Raw genomic sequence first — 22,512 nt, forward strand, 5'->3', positions numbered from 1 at the left:
GCCCGTTTAGGGGTAAGGGAAGAATAACCTGACAACCGTTCCTTTTTCCAATTGGCTTGAAAGATTGATTGTTCCATTCATGCGTTCCATCAGTCGCTTTACTAGGGACAGGCCTATGCCACTTCCAGGGGCCTGAGAAGAGTTACTTGCGCGCTCATGCGCATAAAATATTTTATGTTGTTCATCTGCAGGAATACCAATACCATTGTCTTCCAAATAATATACAATTCCTTTGTCTGTTTTTTCGCTATAAATATGAAGGTAAGCTGTTCCCGTGGTTTTGGCATATTTTACGGCATTGGCGATCAGGTTGACAAAGATCTGATAAATAACTCCGCGATCAGCATATATCGAATATAAATTGCCGATTTTGAATTCTACAGACTGATTCGGATAGATTAACTTGATTTCAGAAAGACAATTCTGTATCTTCTTGTCCATGGCAATATATTCAGCAATATTATTGTTGCTTCGCGCTTTACTCAGTTGTAGCGTTTGGTTGATGATTGCTTCAATGTTTCGTATGGCTTCGGTAATGTTCAGGTTCCATTTTGCCTTAATATCTAATGCGAGTTCGGGATTTTTCATCAAAAAGTCATTGCCCATTTTTAGCACTGCCAACGGGTTTTTTAGATCGTGAGAAAGTGTATTGGCCAAAAGATCCAGAGCGTGGATAAATGAGATCTCTTCATCTTGCTTTTTTACCCGATTATACATTAATTTACGTTCGGTAACATCATTTGCAGTATGTAAAATGGCGTATGTTCTGCCGTCCTTATCAACCAGTGCTTTGTACTCAAAATCAAAATAGCGTGTTGTCTTTGTATCGCCATTGACAATACCTGCAGGGGTGTCTGTTGCCCGATAGGTGATCCCGGTTTTCCATACATTTTTAAGAATAGAGGAGAAGCCTTCTTGCTGAAAACTTGGAAAGCATTCACAAAAAGTTTTTCCAATAATACAGCGGTCGGCATGCCACATATCGAGCATGGCCTGATTAACATAAGTGATATGGAGATGAGGACTATTATAAATTGCTGTGGCTAAAGGAACATTGTCCAAAATCGACAAAACGGAAACTTGTTCATTAATGATCATACATGACTTTATTAAGCAATTAGTTGGTTGAAATAGCGCCTATGTACAAAAATAGGTCTATGATAGCTGACACAAACTATGCCAGTTTTTTACCTCGTTTTTCCTAGCCCATGTCTATTCTGTAGAACTTCTGAAATTTAACCCAGGCTTGCTTTAAGCTTGGCGAGTATATCATCACTTTTGGTATGTTTGACTTTGATTTTCCTGATCGTTGGTCGCTTACCTTTATCTTTTTGTTTGATGATCTTTAAGAGATCGTTGGCATATTCATTTTTATATTGGCTGATGTCGAAAGTCTTACTATGCTGCTGGATGAGTTGCGTAGCCATGTCCATCTCGGCTTTCTGAATTTTTACATTCGTAGGTAATTTCAGTTCGTTAACATCCCTAATTTCCTGCTGGTAACGTATTTTGTTCAGTACCAATGTATTTTGATAGGGCTTGATAATAGCAAGATGTTCGACATTGCGCATGACAAAGGCTCCCAATCCAGCAGTTTTAGTCTTTTCCAGCGCCTTTAGTAAAAGCTGATAAGCTTTTTGACCATCTTTTTGGGGTTCAAGATAATAAGGTGTCTCGAAATAGATGCTATCGATGTCGACGAGTTTGACGAAAGCATGTAAATTGATCAATTTTGTTTTTTCAGGACTTGCGTCTTCAAAATCCGCTTCCTCCAATACAACATAATGATCATTCATAAAATAACCTTTCACGATATTGTCCCATTTAACTTCCTTACCCGTCAGTTCATTGACTCGCTTAAACTTGATATTAGCCAGATCTTTACGGTCCAACATATCAAGATCAAGAGTACTGTTCTCGGTAGCACTATATATTTTTATGGGAATGTTTACCAAACCAAATCCGATAGCCCCGGTCCATATTGCTCGCATACTTCAGTCTTTTTATTTTATCCTTATTACGCAAATCAATTCCGCTGTTTGCTCCAAAGAATAACCAGTTCCATGCGCAAATAGTTTAGAAATTGGTAAAATATAGGGTAGAAGCTATGATACCCAAACTTTTTTTCTTTGAATTGGTTATTATGACGTTTGTTAGTCATCGATTATGGATCTAAAATCACATGAGCCCTTTTGGTTAGTAAAAAATGGTCTTCTGTCCACATATCCATCTTTACATAAAGATGAGAGCTGCGATATTTTAATTGTTGGGGGCGGCATTACCGGCGCTTTAATTGCGCATCAATGTATGTCAGAAGGGTTGAAATGTATACTCATTGATAAAAGAGAAATTGTGAATGGAAGCTCAGCAGCCACAACTTCCATGTTACAATATGAAATTGATATCCCGTTGTATAGGTTAAAAGAGCTTATTGGAACGGAAGCTGCAGTAGCCTGCTACCAAGCTTGTAGTCAGGCTATTGACAAACTGGGAAAACTTGCTCAACACATTGATTCGGAAGCTGGCTTTCGAAAGAAACATTCGTTTTATTATGCTTCACGTAAAAAGGATGTCGCCAATTTGTTGAAAGAGTATCATGCCCGGCAGTCTGCTGGTTTTGAGGTCAATTGGCTTTCTGAGCAAGAGATTAAACATAAATTTGATTTAACAGGAGCCTATGGGGGGATTCTGTCCAAGCAAGGAGCCAGTATCGATGCATTTTGTTTTGCCCATGAATTATTAAAGCATAATACCCAAAAAGGCTTGAAGATTTATGACAAAACCGAACTCATTCGGGTGATAAATAAAAAACAGCGTACAGTGGCGGTTCTTTCCACAGCTGCTAAGATAGCCACCAAAAAAATTATTTATTGCACAGGGTATGAAACAACGGAGCTTATCCCGGAAAAATTTGTAGAACTCTTGAGTACTTTTGCCATTGTTTCAGAAGTAGACGAGACACTTTACAACAGTTATCAAGATCTCCTGATCTGGAATACCGCCCAGCCCTATTTGTATATGCGCACCACAGATGATGGCCGGTTTTTGATCGGTGGTGAAGACGAACCATTTAAAGATCCCATAAAGCGTGATAATTTGATTGATCAAAAGTCCCATAAACTGGAGAAATCGTTTAATAAGATATTTAATAAACCATTTTATTGCGATTTTAATTGGGCCGGTACTTTTGGTTCGACCAAAGACGGTTTGCCCTATATTGGGGAACATAAAAAATTTAAAAATGCTTATTTTGTATGTGGTTTTGGTGGAAATGGTATTACCTTTTCAGTAACGGCCATGGAGATGGTATCCTGTTGGTTAAATAGAAAAGATCATGCGCTGTCGAAATGCTTTAGGTTTGGTCGTTGATGTTTAGGTTGAAGGAATCAACTGTTTTTCAGTAAGAAACGAAATAACTTATATTCCAATTTAGGCAAGGACAAGGTTTGACTTATATAAGGGAATGTTCCTTCAAGGTATATCTTTTGGATGACGGGATGAATATAATAGTGTTGAGATACTGTTTTGGTGTTGCCGATAAGCTTTGCCACGGCCTTTATAACTGTATTTAATTGTCTTCTACGTGCTTTAGCTTCTTGAGGTTGTTGTGTTTTTGCTAAGCGCTTAAAAGCCTCACGGCTTGCCCCCCAAATACGTATATCTTTACCGTTGATGGATCCGGGACAATGATCCCGAAGGTAAGTATTAAATATTCGGCCACAGAATGCCCCCCGAGAACTTACTTTATCGATTTGAAACAGATTTTTACCCTTTTTTTGCATGAGTTCATTCAGCAACTGGGCCTGCTGTTTACTATTCCATGATTTTTCTTGGAAGACCCCTTTTTTCCCTTTATAAGCTAATGAAATTATGTTATCGTCAATTTTAACATGTCGTTTTTCTAAGGTGCACAGTCCATAGGATTTATTGGTAAGGGTATATCGCTTATGACCGATCCTGATCAAGGTACTATCCATAATTTTAAAGGCAATCGCGCATAACTTTTCCATATCCCATCGGCGATGTTTTAGGTGACTGGAAGTTATTTTTCGCAGGTCCTGGAGATATTGCCCCATGTAAAGGATGTGCTTAAATTTTTCGGCTTGCTGCTGGTTTACAAATTTGGGATGGTAGATATACTGTTTACGTCCTTTTTGGTCAAAACCAAATGCCTGTAGGTCGCTTTGCGGATTTTTAGAAATCCATACATCTGTCCATTTTGGGGGAATGACCAATTGGCTGATCCTTTTCAAGATTTTTACAGCGACAACTTCTTTACCTAGCTCGTCATAATAGTAGAATTTTGCGCCTTTTTTTTTCCGTGTATAGCCTTTTATCGTCTTCATTTTAATCCATAGAACAACAAATATGCGGTGTAGCCTGAACATTATAGTTTAGGCTGGGAGAGTAGATGGGGTATTCTTGATCAAGAATACCCCTTTTTTGGTGTCATTGTGCATTATCACGTAGTGTTTTTATATATTCATGTGCTTCGAGTTGAATCGCCAGTTGCTTTTCAACAAGTAGTAAGAGGTCGTGTGTGATCTCCCAACCTTCGTTATCGACAACATCCTTGTATGTTTTTTTAAAGGCATCTTCCCCCTGTTCGCAACTGGCCAATAGGCTCTTTTCATCATTTCCAGAAATCGCAGATTTGATGTCCATCCATATCCTAAATAATTTACCACTGATCATGGTACCATCCGTGGCAGGAGAACCTTGCTGTTCCAGATAGGGTTTTAGTTCCTCAATAAACAACTCCGATTGATTCATGTACTCAACAAAGATACTGTTCAAATTTTCAAGATCTAATCGTGTCGCTATTTCTATAGCCTTTTGATAACCTGCAATGCGGTCATTATTGATTTGTATCAAATCATTGATTAAAGTGCTGTCATTAACTGTTATAGTTTCCATCTGTTCAATTTTTAAGTTTGTAAATTTTGTTTCACAGGAAGAACTGATAATGACAGCATTCAGTTGAAAAAAAGAAAAGTATACGTATTTCTACCTTAAAGTTTGTTTTGATCGGGGGAATAAGACGGCTTTTTACCTTTCTTCATATTATCTTTTGGCAATTTTTTATCCGATAAATCATTGGCTTCCGCTTGAATAATTGCCTTACCGTTTCCTTTTCCAATAGGACCTCCACAAATAATCAGTAACACCACCATGCTGGGCTGATGATACTTTGTTAAGCTAGATTTCATATATTTATTTTTTAGTGTGTTATTATAATTGACTGTTTTTGAGATTAACATCAAAAGACATCTTTTGGTTTTATTTAAGCCGGTATACTTTCAATTGTTTTTGTAACTTTTTACGGGCCATATGTATCCTTGTTTTAATGGTTCCCTCCGGCATGCCGAAATAAGTAGCAATCTCATGATATTTATAGCCCTCAAGAAATAATTGAAAAACCTGGTAATTTTCTTCTGACAGACTACACATGGCTTTTTCAATATCATCTGCGATAAATTTATTTTCGCCCTTGTTTGCTTCTATTTGGCTTGAAGTTTCCAGGCCAAGATAGACTTCATGAATATCATTTGTCCTTTTTGCCTTCCTGTATTGATTGATATACACATTCTTCATGATAACATACAACCAGGACATTAATTTTGGATGTTTGATAAAGTCATCGATCGATTTTAGTGCGCGAATTAATGTCTCTTGAATCAAATCTTCTTTTTCATCTGGATCGGTTGTGAATTTTCCCGCAAAATGTTTCAATAGACTTCTTTTTTCTTCAACTAGCAAGTTTAAATTGGAATTGTTCATAGTTTCGTTTATTAAATTGATTGATGTGCTTTCTCGTAATAACTGAACAATTAGAGTGCTAGTTTTCTTAGAAAAGACTCGTTAACAGTTGTTTAAACAGGTGAATGAGAAAAATACGTAGTGCGTGATTTTTATACCATTGTAGCTATATAGCTACAGAAAATGCCCTTTTGTCCGCAATAGGCAGAATCGGACCCCTGACTTTTGGGCATTATGTGATTAAGGCCAAACAGGTATTTGTTCCTATCCGAAATGTCCTATTTACGGATCGGAACAAATTAAATTTGATGAGCTTAAGCTGTCTATTTTTTTAGGCAGAATCGGGTAATTAATTTTTCTTACTTTTTTATTGAACTAAACTTTCTTCAATGGAGTTCTAATTAAAAGAAAAAAAGAATAAGTTATGAAAAAGCGGATGAAATTAATAGGTATGTTCAACTTAGGGTTACTTGCTAGTACCCTTGTATTTTCGTGTGGAAACTCAACAAAAAATCCAGCAGAAGGCAGTGGCCAGTCGAACAATATCGCGCCGAGCGATGCGGATGAGACAAGGTATAATCTGAGTCAACAACAAAAGATGAGTATGCAAAAGGATACTACTCTATTGGATACTATTCAGCATGACAGCTTGGAAGATATAGATTAAGTTGTTGCTCAACGAATGACCTGCTGTGAGGCAGGGACGGCTATTTTCATTAGGTTTAAATAAAAAGCTCCATCAATATTGATAGAGCTTTTTTATCAGGATCGGATTGCCTTGATGAGCGCATCTTTTGTCATTTTATGACGGCCCTTTATGCCTATTTTTTTGGCTTCATCCAGGAGTTCAGCTTTACTTCGTTCGTCTAGATCAGAACTTTTACCTCCTTTTTTTCCTGAATTAGGTGAGTTGGCTATACGTGCAGACTTTTCTTTGCTATAGCCTTCATGACGCAATGCTTCATATTTTGCATCATCTTTGATTTGTTTGCCATGATTCTTTGTCATAAGGTATTAAATTTTGAATATCGTTAAATTCCCTTTTCCTCCACATCCTCAGCCTGGTCATCGTCAGGATTGTAAATGTCATCATCTTCATGATCAGGTTTTTCGGGATGTCTCTCTTCTTCCGAATCGGTGTTTTCAAGATCTTCCTGATCTCGCTGCTCTTCCTCAGTAGGATCTGGTCCTTCTGTATTTTCGGGATAATACTGATCTGGTGTCACTTCTTCTAATTGTGGAACTTTTGGTGGAACCCGTACATGTCCACCGTCGTCTGTACCTGGGTTATTGCCAATGGGGTCTATTTCATTGAAAAGCATATAGGCTTGTTCAATAGTAAATAATGATCCCTTATGCAAATGAATGGTTGTTCTCATAATTCTTTTTTCTAGATGAACAGTTCATAGCTTGAATTCGTTGATTTTTATTAAACAGCTTATTTATTTCTTTGGATAAGTTAATTGCTAGACTAATAATAGGGTTAATCAAAAATTTAAAACATTTCACATATTGATGTTGTTATTAAATTAAAGTAATATATTAAAAAAGATATAATGAGAAAATTAGCACTACTTTTATTCGTTACAGGTGGTATTTGTTTAGAAGCAAATGCTCAAAAAATTGAAACTACACCACAGATGTCATCCGATGTTGGGACTGAACCAATTCGTCAGGGCAATTGGATGGTTGGGGGGTCAATTGGTAATCTGGGATATAGTTTTGAGGGAAAATCATTTAATGCAGCCCTTCAACCACGAGCGGGATATTTTGTTTCAGACGGTTTGGCCATAGGTGCCCAGGCTAATTTAGGGCTGGCCACGGTTAAAGATGAAAAAGATGTATGGACCTATGGTATTGCTCCCTTTGTCCGCTATTATTTCCCTAGGGGAGGATCTTCCACCGGTCGATTCTTCGGTCAGGGTGATATTGGGATTTCAGGAAGTTCAATCGGAAAAAATGTGGCTTTAGCCGTAGGCGCCAATGTAGGCTATGCACATTTCATTACCAGGACTGTCGCACTTGAAGCTACCTTTGGTTATAATTACAGCAAAGCAAATATTAATACCGGAAGTGGGGCAAGTGGCTTAGGTGTAGGGGTAGGTTTCCAGATTTATTTGCCAGGTAGACGATAAAATAGCCATATGGCGATCTTTAACAAAAAGTTTTCAACCCTTTAGCGGTTGGAAACTTTTCTTACCGGACATCTTGGATCTGTGCTTTGCTAAAGAATTATTATCCATACAATATGATATATAGAAAAGTACTGAACTTGAGTTATTCAGACGTATAAATACGGTCGCTTAGCAGTTAAAGACTTATTCTGTTCTAAATCCCTTATTTTTTCAAACAGTTGATGCCGAAAAAATGTTCTGTATATAGAAAGGAATATAAAAATGGTGACAACAAAGAATATCGGATTGATACTCAGGGACAGAATGGGGAAATGGTCTTCTTATAACATCCCATTAAATAAAGAATGCCGGCTAAATGATAAGCTGGTCAAAAGCAATGAGCTTGAAGGCATATTCGTTCTTGGGAGTTTAGCCACGGGCATGTATATTTTTTCTCTCTATAAAAATCGCTTTATTGATTTGATGGGAAAACGGATTGGAATGGAAGAAATCTGTGAGCATTTCGATCAGTATAAGCAGTCATTAATATAATAGCAATAAACACAATTCATTTATTAAATATAAAAATAAGTATTATGAGTAATTTAACATGGAAAGGACGTTGGAACGAACTGAAAGGAAAAGTAAAACAGCAATATGCGGATTTGACTGATGATGATCTCTTATATGCCGAAGGCAAAGAGGATGAGTTATTGGGCAAATTGCAGCAAAAAACTGGAAAAACCAAAGAAGAGGTGGAAGACTGGTTAAATAAGATGTAGATACACTTCTCTTAAGTTTTTAGTCAGATATACAAAGTGCGATCAGATTTTTGATCGCACTTTTTTGTTGTTCTGTTATTTATAGGGAAAAAATTGGCTTATCCTGCTTGATTGCCAGCCGATAAACTGCATTCATCAAGCCCACATGGCTATAAGCTTGAGGAAAATTACCCCATTGACTACCATTATCTTCAGTGACATCTTCACTAAACAAGCCCAGATGATTGCTATAGCTAAGTAGTCTTTCTAAAATTTCTTTGGCCTCTTCGATTCTGCCCACGCAAGCCAAAGCTTCTACGTACCAGAAGGCACAGACCAAGAAGGTCGACTTTGGCTTACCGAAATCATCCTGATGCTTATAGCGGTAAAAAAGCCCATTCTCACCCTTTAGTTCTTTTTCTAGCATTTCCAGGTGTTGGCGTGCCCGGTCTGAGGTTGGCTCCAAGTAATCCATAACAATTAATTGTAGTGTGCTGGCATCCAGATTCCGGCTGTTTAGGGCATTCTGATATACTTTTCTTTCCTCGTCGTAACAGGCTTCGATATAGACCTCCGCCTTTTTAAGTAAAATAGTTGCTCTTTCTTCCATGTCTTTATAACCATTTTGACGGGCTATAAGGAGGGCAGCCTTACATCCAACCCATTGAAATAAGTTGGAATAACAATGATGATTGGCAAAATTTCTGAATTCCCAGATTCCCGCATCTTTTTCATCAATAGTAGCTTCAATTTTTTCCAGAATGAAATTTACCCAACCCAGCACATTTTTATTTTCATGAATCTTAAATCGCTGGTCTGTAAACAAAGGCAGCAATGCGATCATTGCCTGGCCGTACACATCGTTCTGAATGTGCTCAAAAGCCTGGTTGCCAATGCGCACTGGGCCATTTTCTTGATAACCTTTCAGATAAGGTAGAATATGCTCTGTCAGTTCAGAAGTCCCCAATATCCCATAAAGAGGCTGAAGCCTTCCTGGATTGTGATGTGTTATGCCCGCAATATAGTTGGCAAAACTTTCCATTTCTTCAAATTGACCAATATGCGTCAGTGCCGTCAGCACATAATAACTGTCGCGCACCCAACAATACCGATAGTCCCAGTTTCTTCCCGAGTCTGGATGTTCGGGTAAGCTGGTCGTTGATGCCGCTATAATAGCACCGGTGTCTTCATATTGATGCAGCTTAAGGACCAAAGCGGAACGGATAACTTCGGTTTGATAGATATTTGGGATACTGCAGCGCTTTATCCAGCGTTGCCAATAACTTAACGTTTTATTTAGGAAGTCTTCACAGGTACTGGCAATAGCAGATTCGAAAGCAGCATCATAGGTAAGTATCAGATACTTGTTTTCGCTGATGATTGTCCCACTATCGGTTTGGAAAAAATGTGAAATAGGTAAATCCGTTGTTAAACGGATACGTTCACCAATCGTATCATTGCTGTACAGAATATGGTTACTGCCTCTCGTAGGTTTTAAAACATGACGCCCATAATTACCGGTCGGCTGACATCGGATACGCACACTGGGCGCACCGCGGAGTGGTTCTATTTTGCGGATCAACATCAATGGTTTGAAATATCGGCCAAACTGTTCGAAGCGTGGTGCAAAATCTGTAATGCGATAGGCAAATGATTCCGTATGAATTTCCGTACACAGGATATTGGAATTCTTAATATAATACTGTTTTGTTTCCAGTACTTCTTCTTCAGGTTTAATGGTAAAGGAACCACCCTGATCTTTGTCGATAAGACCACCAAACACAAAACTATCTTCAAAAGAAGGCCAACATAGCCAAGATATATTGCTGTCAGTTCCAACATGGGCTATATATGAACAATTTCCAATAATACCAGCCTGATAAAGGTGTCTGTTTGTTGTCGTATTCTCCCTCATTACTTTATGATAAGTTGATTTAAAAATTGTAGTACATCTTCTTGCTGGTCCAAATAGTATTTCGCAGCAGATTTGTTGTTGCCTACCTTGATGCTTATGGTCGAGTGGGGCAAATATTTAAACAGATCTTCATCCGTAACATCATCTCCGATAGCCAATAGAAAATCAGCTTTAATATGACCGGCAATTTCCAGAGCGGCCTTTCCCTTGTTGACTTCTGTGTTTTTTACCTCGATAACAGCATTTCCATCGAGGAGTTGCAAACCATAATCATGTAGCATAGGGCTTAAGATTTCCTTTAATTCAGCGGCTTTGAGCTCGCCCAAACCGAGTTCCACTTTGCGGTAATGCCAGGCTAGCGAATAAGGTTTTGTTTCGATATAGGCGCCGGGGGTCTGATCCGCTAATTTTTCCATTAATTTTTTGACTTCTGGCATCCAGTGCAGCGCCAGCCCCTTTTTATAAGACCAATTGAAGTTGGGGAAGTTGGACCATATGCCATGTTCAGCCACTAAATAATAAGAGCGTCCATCAAACCAACTGGAGAGGCTTTCCTGAGAACGCCCACTGATAATGACCAAGGTATTAAGCGGGTCCGAAATGATACTATCCAATAAATTGTACAGCAGGACTGTAGGGCTGGCCTTTTGAGCATGATTTTGAAACTTTACAAGCGTGCCGTCATAATCTAAAAAGAATAGCCGATTGTGACTTCTTTGGTATCTTTCAGCAATACTTTGAAGGACTTTATCTGAAATCCGCCGGGCCCATTCATCCCGTTGAATAGCTTTTGTTTCGGCCAAGCGGGTCAAAAATAATTGAACCCAGTGCTGGACATTGAACTTTTGGATGATCTGGATATTGGCATCTATACGTTCACGGATCTCTTCAGGAGGCATTTTGAGCGCCTGATAAATGCTATCTGCTGTCTCTGATCGATTGAAAGGATTGATAATGAGCGCATCAACAAGCTCTTTCGAAGCACCAGCAAATTCACTCAGGATTAAAACCCCACTGGACATAGTTTTACAGGCCATATATTCTTTGCTGACCAGGTTCATCCCATCTCTGGTTGATGTGACCATGCATATATCTGAGGCGACATATAACCCGATTAATTCTTCAAATGGGAGGGACTTGTAAAAATAGAGAACTGGAGTCCAGCTTAGGTTTCCATAGATCGAATTGATCTCACTGACTTTTCGGTTAATTTCGTCCTTGAGCTTTTTATACTGTGAAACTTTATCGCGGGAGGGGACAATGAGCATATACAAGACCACCTTCGTATGCCATTCAGGATACTTTTCCAGAAAAGTCAGAAATGCACGTAATCTTTCCAAGATCCCTTTACTATAGTCTAGTCTATCTACTGAAATAATAATTTTTTGATCCGGAAAATGGCTTCGGAACTGATCGGCAATTGCATTGACGTTTGGGAGGGTACTCGTCTGAACAAATTTATCAAAATCAATTCCCATTGGAAATGATTCAATAAATATATGCCTGTCTTTATACTTTAATTGATTATGTCCGGCGGGAACGTGTAGTATTTTTTTACAGGCATTCAGGAAGTTTTGGCTGTCAGCGAAGGTATGAAAACCAACAAGATCAGCTCCCAGGAGCCCTTCTATAAGTTCCTTCCGCTGGGGGATATTCATAAACAGTTCTTCCGAAGGAAAGGGGATATGGTGAAAATAACCAATATTGAGATCCTGTTTTTCTTGACGCAAAAGCTGGGGGAGCAACATGAGCTGGTAGTCCTGTACCCAGATAAAATCCGAAAGCTGCTGAATAGATAATGCAGCCTCGCAGAATTTTTTGTTCACAGTAACATAAGTGGTCCAGTATTCGCGGTCAAAATGTATATAGCTCGGCTGATAATGGCATATCGGCCACAGGACTTCATTTGAATAGCCCTCATAAAAGTTACGGATCTCCTCTTTGGACAGAAAAACAGGAAGCAGGTTCATGGGTTTGAGCAACTCAATAATTTTAAATTTCTCATTGTCGTCTTTTGGAACTATTCCAGGCCAGCCCACCCAGAGAATTTCATTATGATCAAAAGCCGAATTGAGACCTGTGGCCAGACCTCCTGCACTTGGTGTGATGATTAGTTTTTCTTTTTTTCGTTCTATGTGTATCGGCAACCTATTTGAAATTATTATTTTCTTTTTATTCTTCATAAAAATATTGGATCGATTTATTTGTCGTTCGGAAGAGCTGTATTGACTATCACGATGAGGCAGTAATCCATGTATTTGAACAATTCCTAACCAGAATAGTTTTGAATAATTCAAATAATAATAGCAGAATTAAGAAAACAAAAAAGGCCTGTAATTTTTTACAGGCCTTTTTTAAAAAAAATAAAATTTAAATTTTATGAAATATCCGGGATACCTATTTTTTCTTGACATAAACGTTCTTTGATAAATCGGTCCAGAATATGTCCCAATCGCCCCGAAATTTCACCAAGAATACTTTCCCAGTCTTTTACTGTGCCGTCGCAATTATCCGAAACAATCTTAATGCTGTAAAAAGGAAGATTTTTGAGGTGACAAAAATTTGCCAAGGCATAAGATTCCATATCGAATGCTAAGGGGTTAAAATGCTTGATATCTTGATAAAAAGCGGTGTTTACATTGATAAAACGATCGGATGTCAACAGTGCTTCTTCATAGTTGAATTCCGCCATGGAAATCGATTCGATCAATCCTTGTCCTTTTAGAAATAAGGTGTTCTCTAAAAAAAAGCCTTCCGTATATGCATCGCCCTGAGCATAGTAGGCCGGATAAAGTACATGACCTATCGGGTATCTGGTACACCCCACAGTACCCACATTCAGTAGGACAGGCTGGATTCCCAATAGGTTGATTTCTTCATACAGCGTTGCCAACGATAAGACTGCATTGACCTTTCCCACACCTATTTCATAGATAAAGGTTGATTTATTTTCGGTAGTAAAAGACAGTTCATTTTTGTTTGCTACCAAAATGATTATTTCAATATCTTTATTTAGAATCATCTAATTTTCTTCAATATATGGGTATTCAAACGCTAGCTCTCCTGCATCAATTAAATGCAAGAAATTGACACAAGCTTGTTTTGAAGAATCAAAGTCCATGAAGGTATAATTTCCACAGCTGATGGGGTTTTGAAATGGCACCTCATAGCCCGGTGTAAGCACTGTCTCTAAGACTTCTTTCATCAATCCAGCCACATCCTGCGGACTTTTGTCTGTACCAGCCAGGACCACATAAAAACCCGTGCAGCATCCCATTGGACCCACGTAAATAACCTCGTCGCCCAAAATAGTTCTGATTTCTGTGGCAAAACAATGTTCCAATGTATGCATTACTTCTGGAGACAACATACGTTCCGGTGAATTGGGTCTTATCATGCGGATATCGTAGGTCGTATAGCTATCCAGGTTACTATTATTCGTCGCGGAGGCTTTAGCGTAGATGCCTTGTTTCAATTTGGTATGATCTACCGTGAAACTATTTACTTTAGCTTTTTCTTTCGTATACATCTTTATCTATTCATTTTTCTATAACGCCCGTGGCCTTATAGGGGTTAAAAGTTGACTGTAAAATTTCTACAAAGATACTAGATATTATTGAAATAGCTGGACTGTCCAGTTATTTTAACATTTCATAATGTTCTACGGTAGGGAAAGGGTCATAATAATGATGCAATAGTTTTTCCCATTCTTTGAACAATTGTGATTCTTTAAAGCCCACCGTGTGATCCGCTAAGGTTTCCCATTCGACTAATAAAATATACTGATTATCCTTTTCAAGACATTTACGCAATGAGTGGCTGATATAGCCTTTGCTTGCACTGATGTATTGACAGGCTGTTTGGTAATCACGCTCAAAATTAGACTGTTGTCCCGCAATAATTTGTAGTACCGCTACTTCTAGAATCATAAGCTGTTTTTATTTAAATGTTATTATGTAAATATATTAAATTTTCCACTGATTTCTTAAAATCTGTCCGGACCATATTTTTTATTTTACCCGGACTATTTATCCGCTAAAGAATGAAGGATATTTTTGCATGCAAAATCATCAATGGTAATGCTATGAAAGAGATCAACGAAATAAGTACGAAAGAATTGCGTCATAACTGGACAAAAGAAGAACTGTTAGAAATATATGAGCGTCCTCTTCTCGAACTGGTATACGAAGCTGCTACGGTACATCACACATGGCACAAGGCAAATGAAGTACAGTTATCCACCTTATTGTCGGTCAAGACAGGAGGGTGCCCCGAAGATTGCTCCTACTGTGGGCAGGCTGCACGTTATCATACAGATATCCAGGTGCAGTCTTTGTTGTCGACGGCTACGGTATTAGCGCATGCACGGCAAGCGAAAGATAATGGAGCATCTCGGTTTTGTATGGCGGCTGCTTGGCGTGAAGTAAGGGACAACAGGGATTTTGATCGGATCATCGAAATGGTCAAAGGAGTCAATGAAATTGGATTGGAGGTTTGTTGTACACTGGGTATGCTTACTGAACAACAGGCTATACGTTTAAAAGAAGCCGGTTTACATGCATATAACCATAATTTGGACACTTCAGAAGAATATTATGAAGAAATTATTTCAACCCGCAAATTTGATCAACGGATTGGAACCATCAACCATGCGCGCCAAGCAGGGCTAACGGTTTGCTCCGGTGGTATTATTGGTTTAGGAGAAACCCACGCAGATCGTATGGCGATGCTCCGAACCTTGGCAAATATGGAGCAGCATCCAGAGTCAGTACCGATTAATGCTTTGGCAAGAGTAAAGGGTACGCCCTTGGAGAACAATCCCAAGGTGGCCCTATGGGATATGGTCAGGATGATTGCCACGGCAAGAATTGTGATGCCAGCATCCATGGTCCGGCTAAGTGCAGGCCGGTTAGAAATGACTGAGACGGAGCAAGCCTGGTGTTTTATGGCTGGCGCAAATTCAATCTTTACTGGAGAACGCGAAACACTATTGGTGACCCCAAATCCCAGTATAGTGGATGATCGCATCATGCTGGAAAATCTGGGCTTAAAGCCGATGAAAAGGACGAATTGATCTGTTGTTCGTCCGGCTTTATGTTTGCGATGCAAAGATTTCTAGGACAAATGGAATGCCCGGATTTCGATTTTGGGTATTCCATACCAGTGATAGCGTGGTCCGTTGAGCCAAGGCATCCAGTTCCAGAAAAGTAACATTCACGTGGTAACCGTTTTTTAACGAAGAGGGGACAATCGCCACACCCAAACCCTGAGCCACCATATTAAAGATCGTTAACGCATTCACCGTTCGAAGTGTCACCTTCGGTGTAAATTGATGATCCTGAAAAATGCTCATCACCAGGTCGTAATAGGAGTGGCTGTAGTTTTTGGAGAAAAGAATGAACGATTCATCTTTTAGTGCATACAGATTTAGTCGGTCCTGTTGTAATACCGGATGAGTATTGGGGAGTACCAGACTGAAATGCTCGGTATATATCGGTATACTGTTCAGGCCCATGGGCGCTTCGGAAAGGCGTACAAAGCCAAAATCAAGTTCTTGTTTTTGCAGCATGTCCAGCTGTACCTCATTGGCAAGTTCATGCAAGGCCAATTCAATGTCCGGTTGTTTCTGTTTTAAAGTAACCAATAATTGTGGTAAAATTGTTTGTACCGCTGATCCTATAAAACCTAACTTTAATGTACTGATCTTTCCATTGGCCAAGCTTTGGAGCTGTGTTTCAATCTGATCTAAATGCCTGAATAGTTCTTTCACTTCGTCAAAGAGATATTTTCCGGCCTCGGTCAGGGCAACATTCCGTTTATTGCGTTCAAACAAGGTTACCCGATAATTTTCTTCCAATTGCTTGATTTGCCGACTTAAACCCGGTTGTGCAATGAATAATCGTTCTGCAGCTCTCCGAAAGTGCAATTCTTCCGCCAAAATCTTAAAATAGAGCAGATGTCTAAGTTCTATCTGATAATTCATGGTTATCAATTGATGATTAAGATGGTATTTCTAATTATCAAATATAGCGGCTAAATTTGATTAAAGCAGTTATAACAATGAAAAAATTTTTATATGGGAGTGAGCATTTGACCTGTTCGATTGCATTGGCGATAGCAAAAGGAGAAGTTCAAGGCGAGATATCTCCAGCCGTTAAGGCCAGCATTGAACAAAGTGCTTCCTGCGTTCGGCAAATTGTGGAACGTGGCGAGACTGTCTATGGTATTAATACAGGATTTGGACCCTTATGTACCACATTGATTGATGCCAATCAGACCCAATTATTACAAGAAAATATTCTGAAGAGTCATGCCGTTGGTGTTGGTGAACCCATTACCAATGATTTGGCTAAATTGATGCTGATACTCAAAGTGCATGCATTGGCAAAAGGTTTTTCTGGTGTTCAGTACAGTACCATAGCGCGTATTATTTGGCATATAGAACAGGATATTATCCCGGTGGTACCCAAACAGGGGTCGGTAGGGGCATCTGGCGATTTGGCACCATTGTCGCATCTGTTTTTACCGTTGATCGGTTTGGGTAAGGTCAATGTCAACGGAGAGATCTACGCTACAGATCGCATTTTAAAGGAGCAGGGCTTGAAACCCATTCAACTGGGGGCAAAAGAAGGATTGGCATTGATCAATGGCACCCAATTTATGGCTGCGCATGGTGTAAAGGCAGTCAGCGAGCTCAACCGGGTACTTCAGAATGCAGATCTGATAGCGGCCTTGATGATTGAAGGCTTAAATGGTTCTATCAAACCTTTTCTCAGTGAATTGCATCAGTTAAGACCGCACTCAGGTAATCGCCATGTCGCAGCTAACATTTATGGACTGCTCAATGGATCAGCTATTTTGGAAAGCCATAAAAACTGTTCCCGTGTACAAGACCCTTATTCTTTGCGCTGTATTCCACAGGTGCATGGCGCATCCCGTAATGCTTGGCTTCACCTGAAGGAAACCATGGAAATAGAGATCAATTCTGTGACCGACAATCCGGTTATTATTAACGACCAGCTTACGATCAGCGGTGGTAGCTTTCATGGTCAATCGATCGCATTGCCATTAGATTACGCCACACTGGCGGCTTCGGAAATTGGAAATATAGCCGATCGCAGAGTTTATTTATCATTGGAAGGTCAAACCAATGGTGTTCCTAAACTGTTGATGAAATCGACAGGACTTCATTCGGGCTTTATGATTCTTCAATACAGTACGGCAGCCATTGCAAGTGAAAATAAGGGCTTGTGCTTTCCGGCGAGCGCAGATAGCATACCTACTTCCTTGGGACAGGAAGATCATGTTAGCATGGGGTCGATTTCAGGTAGAAAATTATTGCAAGTGATTGATAATGTGGATAAGATCTTGAGTATCGAATTGCTATGTGCCGCACAGGCCAAGGATTATCATCAACCCTTAAGATCCACGGCTGCATTGGAAGCAATCCATGAAAGGATCCGTCAATCCATTCCCCATATCGAATCCGATCAGCCCATGGAAGAATTGTTGACGAATGCCCTTGCATTGGTTAAATCAGGAGAATTGATTGCATTACGTCACCAACATGGGCTGAAGGATGATTTGAACCATGCGTTGATAGCGCGTTTTGATACATTTTAAACGGAGTCTCAATGGAAAAAAAATTAATACTTATTGGCCCCTTGAGACAAGTGCTGACGCTGGATGGTATACCGGAAAAAGGCGCTGTCAAGGATGAACAATTGCAGATAGTGGAACATGCCGGAATGGTATTGCAGAACGGCGTAATTCAAGAAATTGGTGACTTCGACTCATTATACCAGCGATGGCATGAACAGGCTGAACTTGTTTGTACGGAGGGAAGTCAGGTTGCTTTACCTGGTTTTATCGATTGCCATACCCATATTGCCTATGCTGGTAATCGGGCAAATGATTTTGCTCTTCGTAATGCAGGATCTTCTTATCTGGAGATTGCGGAAGCAGGAGGTGGTATTTGGAATACCGTCTCGCATACGCGAGCAAGTAAAGAAGACCAATTGGTACGATTGACCGTTGAACGTGCCCGATTTTTACTGAGTCAGGGTGTTACAACTATTGAAGTTAAAAGTGGTTATGGTCTTCAGGTTAAAGAAGAACTTAAGATCCTCAGTGCTATAAAAACTGCTAATCGGATGACGGATGCGGACTTAATCCCAACTTGTTTAGCGGCCCATATGCTTCCCAGAGATTTTGATGGCGGAGCAAAGGAGTATCTCGATCAGATGGAAACGGTTCTTTTTCCACTGTTGAAAACGGAACAGTTGTCCAATAGGATGGATGCTTTCATTGAAAAAACAGCATTTCAGGCAGATGTGATAAAACCATATTTGCAAAGAGCAAAAGAAATGGGCTTTGATTTAACCGTACATGCAGATCAATTTACCACTTCAGGAAGCCAGATTGCGGTCGAACTCGGAGCTAGATCTGCTGACCATCTGGAAGCATCGACATCCACCGAGATTGATTTAATTGCACAATCAACTACTGTTGCTGTCGCCTTGCCAGCAGCCTCTCTGGGCATAGGATGCGATTTTACACCAGCCAGAAAACTGTTGGATGCAGGGGCATGTTTAGCCATCGGCAGTGACTGGAATCCTGGTTCTGCACCAATGGGCCAGTTATTGACCAGTGCCTGTATATTGGCCACCATGGAAAAGCTCACCAATGCAGAAGTACTTTCTGCATTAACTTTTCGTGCAGCAAAAGCATTGGGGCTCCATGATCGGGGGAGATTAGTCCCCGGAATGCGGGCAGATTTTATACTATACAAGACAGATAATTATCAAAATATCACTTATTACCAGGGAAGTATGCTGCCAGCGGCGGTATGGAAAGATGGGAAAGAAGTAGTTTCAAATAACAACGATGGACAGTACATTTAGCAGAGCAATCAGGGCTGGCATTCCTGCGGAGTTGCCGCCTAAGGCAGACCGTGATCAAACCGTGAGTCACGCGCCTAAGCGAAAGAATATTCTTTCTAGAAATGAAGAAAAGCTGGCATTGCGGAATGCCCTCCGGTATTTTCCAGCATCATGGCATGCCGAATTGGCGATTGAGTTTTTGGCAGAACTTCGGGACTATGGACGGATTTATATGTATCGTTTTAGACCCGAATATGCGATGTATGCACGTCCGATTGACAGCTATCCGGCAAAAAGCAGGCAAGCTGCGGCAATTATGCTGATGATCCAGAATAATTTGGATCCAGCAGTAGCACAACATCCGCATGAATTAATTACCTATGGTGGAAATGGGGCTGTTTTTCAAAATTGGGCACAATATCTTGTTACGATGCAATATCTCTCGCAGATGACAGATGAGGAGACCCTGCATATGTATAGCGGTCACCCCATGGGGATATTTCCTTCATCTGAATCGGCGCCAAGGGTAGTGGTCACCAATGGGATGATGATCCCCAATTATTCAAAACCGGATGACTGGGAGCGTTATAATGCTCTTGGTGTGACGCAATATGGGCAAATGACCGCAGGCTCCTATATGTATATAGGCCCACAGGGAATTGTTCACGGTACTACAATTACTGTGATGAATGCATTCCGACGGCAGCTTGCTGCTGGTGACAGTATCCAGGGGAAAGTGTTTCTGACGTCTGGTCTGGGAGGCATGAGCGGTGCGCAGCCCAAAGCAGGTAATATTGCAGGCTGTATTACCGTTTGTGCCGAAATTAATCCGGCGGCAGCACAGAAAAGACATGAACAGGGCTGGGTAGATGTCTTGATTGATGATATCCATGAACTGGTCATCCAGGTGCGGCAAGCAATGGTTGAACGGCGAACTGTTTCCTTCGCCTTTATTGGTAATGTCGTGGCCGTATGGGAGGCTTTTGACCAGGAAAAAATTGATGTCACCGTTGGTTCTGATCAGACATCCCTGCATAACCCCTGGTCTGGCGGGTATTATCCGATGGACCTCACTTTTGAAGAGTCGAATGCTTTAATCGCCAATGATCCAGTGCGATTTAAGCAGCTTGTCCAGCAGACTTTAATTCGACATGTCGATGCTATTAATAAGCATGCTGCCAAAGGCACATATTTCTTTGACTATGGAAATGCATTTCTGCTGGAGAGCAGTCGGGCAGGAGCTGAGGTCGCTGGATTGGAAGAAGGGGAATTCCGGTATCCTTCTTACGTTCAGGATATTTTGGGGCCAATGTGCTTTGATTTCGGATTCGGACCTTTTCGCTGGGTATGTACATCCGGCGAATCCACAGATTTGGAAGAAACGGATCGCATAGCTATCAGGGTATTAATGGAGCTCCAGGCAGTCGCCCCTGCGGAGATTCAACAGCAGATGCTCGACAATATCCAATGGATAAAGGAGGCTGGTCGGAATAAATTGGTTGTCGGATCACAAGCCCGTATTTTGTATGCCGATTCCAATGGCCGTATAGCGCTGGCGAAAGCTTTTAATGAAGCGGTCCGAAACGGTAAATTGGCAGGACCAGTTGTGCTGGGTAGAGATCACCATGATGTGAGTGGCACAGACTCGCCCTATCGTGAAACGAGCAATATTTACGATGGCAGTCAGTTTACTGCTGACATGGCCATCCATAACGTTATCGGGGATAGCTTTCGGGGAGCAACCTGGGTTTCCATCCATAATGGAGGAGGAGTCGGTTGGGGCGAAGTTATCAACGGCGGCTTTGGCATGCTGCTCGATGGCTCTTCCTCAGCAGATGCCAAGCTCGAAAAAATGCTGTATTTTGATGTGAATAATGGCATTGCCAGACGTGCCTGGGCAAGAAATAAAGAAGCAAATCAGGCGCTGGATAATGCCATGGCAAAAAATGCCAGACTGCAGGTTACCCGTTCGCAGTTGGTGGATGATATGCTTATTGAACAACTATTTAGTAAAGGAGAATGAGTTTTATGTTAAATCAAACCGATCTGTACAGCAGTGCCGATACGGGGAACTGGAAAGGACGCATGGATGGTCAGGATAAAGATTGGCTGCGTTGGCATCAGCAGATCGACTGTGTGAACCTCCATGGGAATACAGATCTTGAGCATTCGGTCACGTTTCTGGGCTTTTGTAGCGATGAAGGAGTTGCTCGTAATCAGGGACGGGTGGGAGCTATTGAAGGACCAATGGCATTGCGTTCTATTTTGGCCAATCTCCCTGTTCATTTTTCAGATGAAGTTAGGCTTAAAGATGCAGGTGATATTTTAGTGAAAAATAATAATTTAGAGCTTTCTCAAATGGCATTGGGAAAGGCTCTTGCCCACATTTTGAATCAAGGTGGATTTCCTGTGGTGTTGGGGGGCGGGCACGAGGTGACTTACGGCCATTATTTGGGGATCAGGGAATTTTTACAGCATACAAACAGTCAAGTAGGGATTATTAATCTAGATGCCCATTTGGATATGCGTGAATGGCCTGAAGGAAAGGGCAATTCGGGCACTGGTTTTTATCAGATCGCGCAAGATCAGATGGCTGCCGGGGAAAAGTTTCATTATTTGGCCATGGGCATCCAGGAAATCAGTAATACCCAAGGGCTTATCAATTATGCGAAGGCCAAGGGGGTGCAGATCATCGATCGAGAAGCTATCGTCTCCAGCAGGTTCAATAGTATCCGTAAACAGATTGAGGCTTTTGCAAAAGAGGTAGACTACGTTTATTTGACCATTGATCTCGATGTTTTTGCAGCCCCATATGCTCCAGGTGTGAGTGCACCAGCCTTTAATGGCATCATTCCAGATGAGCTGTTTTTTAGCCTGTACGATGTGATCCTGCAACTTCCCAATTTAAAGTCAGTGGACTTGGCCGAATTAAATCCCACGTTTGATATTGATGCCCGGACAGCTAAACTAGCTGCAGATCTTATTTTTAAACTTTTAAAGCGTTTTTAGTTAATATTGACTTTAATATTGTGTTGTTATCTGTTTTATTCACATTGTTTTATCGTTAGGCAGTATTTAAA

The 22,512-nt window shown here is 40.5% G+C and carries 24 protein-coding genes; 10 read left to right on the plus strand and 14 right to left on the minus strand.

The features are described 5' to 3' along the window. Positions 1–6 precede the first annotated feature (6 nt). Together HX021_RS03095 and ku are read right to left on the minus strand one after the other, a co-directional pair. A complete protein-coding gene (locus HX021_RS03095) occupies positions 7–1,098 on the minus strand; it encodes a sensor histidine kinase (RefSeq protein WP_286588282.1) in 1,092 nt (363 codons plus the stop codon). Between the two features lie 137 nt (positions 1,099–1,235). Then, positions 1,236–1,991 (minus strand): non-homologous end joining protein Ku, encoded by a 756-nt coding sequence (gene ku / locus HX021_RS03100; protein ID WP_286588283.1) that lies wholly within the window; start codon positions 1,989–1,991, stop codon positions 1,236–1,238. A 175-nt stretch (positions 1,992–2,166) separates the two neighbouring features. Between ku and HX021_RS03105 the strand changes: the two genes are divergently transcribed. Continuing rightward, positions 2,167–3,369: an NAD(P)/FAD-dependent oxidoreductase gene (locus HX021_RS03105; protein ID WP_286588284.1), complete on the plus strand. Its 1,203-nt coding sequence runs from the start codon at positions 2,167–2,169 to the stop codon at positions 3,367–3,369. Positions 3,370–3,386: 17 nt separating this feature from the next. Here the strand turns inward: HX021_RS03105 and HX021_RS03110 are convergent, their stop codons facing one another. From HX021_RS03110 to HX021_RS03125, 4 genes are all read right to left on the minus strand, one after another. After that, on the minus strand, positions 3,387–4,346 hold the full coding sequence (locus HX021_RS03110) for a DNA topoisomerase IB (RefSeq protein ID WP_286588285.1): 960 nt from the start codon (positions 4,344–4,346) through the stop codon (positions 3,387–3,389). A gap of 103 nt (positions 4,347–4,449) precedes the next feature. After that, complete coding sequence (locus HX021_RS03115) at positions 4,450–4,917, minus strand: ferritin-like domain-containing protein (RefSeq protein ID WP_286588287.1); 468 nt, start codon at positions 4,915–4,917, stop codon at positions 4,450–4,452. 95 nt (positions 4,918–5,012) lie between these two features. Further along, the gene (locus tag HX021_RS03120) at positions 5,013–5,210 is read right to left on the minus strand and encodes a hypothetical protein (RefSeq protein WP_286588288.1); all 198 of its coding nucleotides are present in this window, start codon (positions 5,208–5,210) and stop codon (positions 5,013–5,015) included. A gap of 70 nt (positions 5,211–5,280) precedes the next feature. Further along, the gene (locus HX021_RS03125) at positions 5,281–5,781 is read right to left on the minus strand and encodes an RNA polymerase sigma factor (RefSeq protein ID WP_286588289.1); all 501 of its coding nucleotides are present in this window, start codon (positions 5,779–5,781) and stop codon (positions 5,281–5,283) included. A 403-nt stretch (positions 5,782–6,184) separates the two neighbouring features. Between HX021_RS03125 and HX021_RS03130 the strand changes: the two genes are divergently transcribed. Continuing rightward, entirely contained in the window at positions 6,185–6,427 is a 243-nt protein-coding gene (locus HX021_RS03130; RefSeq protein WP_286588290.1) for a hypothetical protein, read from the plus strand. 95 nt (positions 6,428–6,522) lie between these two features. Here HX021_RS03130 and HX021_RS03135 read toward each other — a convergent pair whose 3' ends face one another. Together HX021_RS03135 and HX021_RS03140 are read right to left on the minus strand one after the other, a co-directional pair. Next, entirely contained in the window at positions 6,523–6,768 is a 246-nt protein-coding gene (locus tag HX021_RS03135; RefSeq protein WP_286588291.1) for a DUF7218 family protein, read from the minus strand. Between the two features lie 23 nt (positions 6,769–6,791). Beyond that, a complete protein-coding gene (locus HX021_RS03140) occupies positions 6,792–7,139 on the minus strand; it encodes a hypothetical protein (protein ID WP_286588292.1) in 348 nt (115 codons plus the stop codon). A gap of 177 nt (positions 7,140–7,316) precedes the next feature. Between HX021_RS03140 and HX021_RS03145 the strand changes: the two genes are divergently transcribed. From HX021_RS03145 to HX021_RS03155, 3 genes are all read left to right on the plus strand, one after another. Then, positions 7,317–7,895, plus strand: a complete 579-nt coding sequence (locus tag HX021_RS03145; RefSeq protein ID WP_286588293.1) for a hypothetical protein — start codon at positions 7,317–7,319, stop codon at positions 7,893–7,895. A gap of 261 nt (positions 7,896–8,156) precedes the next feature. Then, the gene (locus HX021_RS03150) at positions 8,157–8,426 is read left to right on the plus strand and encodes a hypothetical protein (RefSeq protein ID WP_286588294.1); all 270 of its coding nucleotides are present in this window, start codon (positions 8,157–8,159) and stop codon (positions 8,424–8,426) included. Between the two features lie 44 nt (positions 8,427–8,470). Beyond that, positions 8,471–8,656: a CsbD family protein gene (locus HX021_RS03155; protein WP_077434089.1), complete on the plus strand. Its 186-nt coding sequence runs from the start codon at positions 8,471–8,473 to the stop codon at positions 8,654–8,656. A 79-nt stretch (positions 8,657–8,735) separates the two neighbouring features. Here the strand turns inward: HX021_RS03155 and HX021_RS03160 are convergent, their stop codons facing one another. From HX021_RS03160 to HX021_RS03180, 5 genes are all read right to left on the minus strand, one after another. After that, on the minus strand, positions 8,736–10,550 hold the full coding sequence (locus tag HX021_RS03160) for a glycoside hydrolase family 15 protein (protein ID WP_286588297.1): 1,815 nt from the start codon (positions 10,548–10,550) through the stop codon (positions 8,736–8,738). Then, positions 10,550–12,733, minus strand: a complete 2,184-nt coding sequence (locus HX021_RS03165; RefSeq protein ID WP_286588298.1) for a bifunctional alpha,alpha-trehalose-phosphate synthase (UDP-forming)/trehalose-phosphatase — start codon at positions 12,731–12,733, stop codon at positions 10,550–10,552. Before HX021_RS03165 ends, HX021_RS03160 begins: the two co-directional genes overlap by 1 nt. 194 nt (positions 12,734–12,927) lie before the next feature. Continuing rightward, positions 12,928–13,572 (minus strand): 5'-methylthioadenosine/S-adenosylhomocysteine nucleosidase family protein, encoded by a 645-nt coding sequence (locus HX021_RS03170; protein ID WP_286588299.1) that lies wholly within the window; start codon positions 13,570–13,572, stop codon positions 12,928–12,930. Continuing rightward, on the minus strand, positions 13,573–14,079 hold the full coding sequence (locus HX021_RS03175; RefSeq protein WP_286588300.1) for an S-ribosylhomocysteine lyase: 507 nt from the start codon (positions 14,077–14,079) through the stop codon (positions 13,573–13,575). It abuts the gene before it with no gap. A 109-nt stretch (positions 14,080–14,188) separates the two neighbouring features. Then, positions 14,189–14,479 carry an antibiotic biosynthesis monooxygenase family protein gene (locus HX021_RS03180; protein WP_286588301.1) on the minus strand — a complete coding sequence of 97 codons (291 nt, stop codon included), beginning with the start codon at positions 14,477–14,479 and terminating at the stop codon, positions 14,189–14,191. A 155-nt stretch (positions 14,480–14,634) separates the two neighbouring features. Between HX021_RS03180 and bioB the strand changes: the two genes are divergently transcribed. After that, complete coding sequence (gene bioB, locus HX021_RS03185) at positions 14,635–15,624, plus strand: biotin synthase BioB (protein WP_286588518.1); 990 nt, start codon at positions 14,635–14,637, stop codon at positions 15,622–15,624. A gap of 18 nt (positions 15,625–15,642) precedes the next feature. Here bioB and HX021_RS03190 read toward each other — a convergent pair whose 3' ends face one another. Next, positions 15,643–16,533, minus strand: a complete 891-nt coding sequence (locus HX021_RS03190; protein ID WP_286588302.1) for a LysR family transcriptional regulator — start codon at positions 16,531–16,533, stop codon at positions 15,643–15,645. A gap of 77 nt (positions 16,534–16,610) precedes the next feature. Here HX021_RS03190 and hutH point away from each other — a divergent pair, with 77 nt between their 5' ends. Genes hutH through hutG form a run of 4 tightly spaced genes read left to right on the plus strand, consistent with a single transcriptional unit; the run spans position 16,611 to position 22,441 of the window. Continuing rightward, complete coding sequence (gene hutH / locus HX021_RS03195) at positions 16,611–18,173, plus strand: histidine ammonia-lyase (RefSeq protein WP_286588304.1); 1,563 nt, start codon at positions 16,611–16,613, stop codon at positions 18,171–18,173. A gap of 11 nt (positions 18,174–18,184) precedes the next feature. Continuing rightward, positions 18,185–19,453: an imidazolonepropionase gene (gene hutI, locus HX021_RS03200; RefSeq protein ID WP_286588305.1), complete on the plus strand. Its 1,269-nt coding sequence runs from the start codon at positions 18,185–18,187 to the stop codon at positions 19,451–19,453. Then, the gene (gene hutU / locus HX021_RS03205; RefSeq protein WP_286588306.1) at positions 19,437–21,455 is read left to right on the plus strand and encodes a urocanate hydratase; all 2,019 of its coding nucleotides are present in this window, start codon (positions 19,437–19,439) and stop codon (positions 21,453–21,455) included. The genes hutI and hutU overlap by 17 nt, the downstream gene beginning before the upstream one ends. Continuing rightward, on the plus strand, positions 21,452–22,441 hold the full coding sequence (gene hutG, locus HX021_RS03210) for a formimidoylglutamase (protein ID WP_286588308.1): 990 nt from the start codon (positions 21,452–21,454) through the stop codon (positions 22,439–22,441). Before hutU ends, hutG begins: the two co-directional genes overlap by 4 nt. Positions 22,442–22,512 lie beyond the last annotated feature (71 nt).

The sequence above is a fragment of the Sphingobacterium sp. N143 genome, assembly GCF_030325625.1.
In the GTDB taxonomy this organism is placed as follows: Bacteria; Bacteroidota; Bacteroidia; order Sphingobacteriales; family Sphingobacteriaceae; genus Sphingobacterium.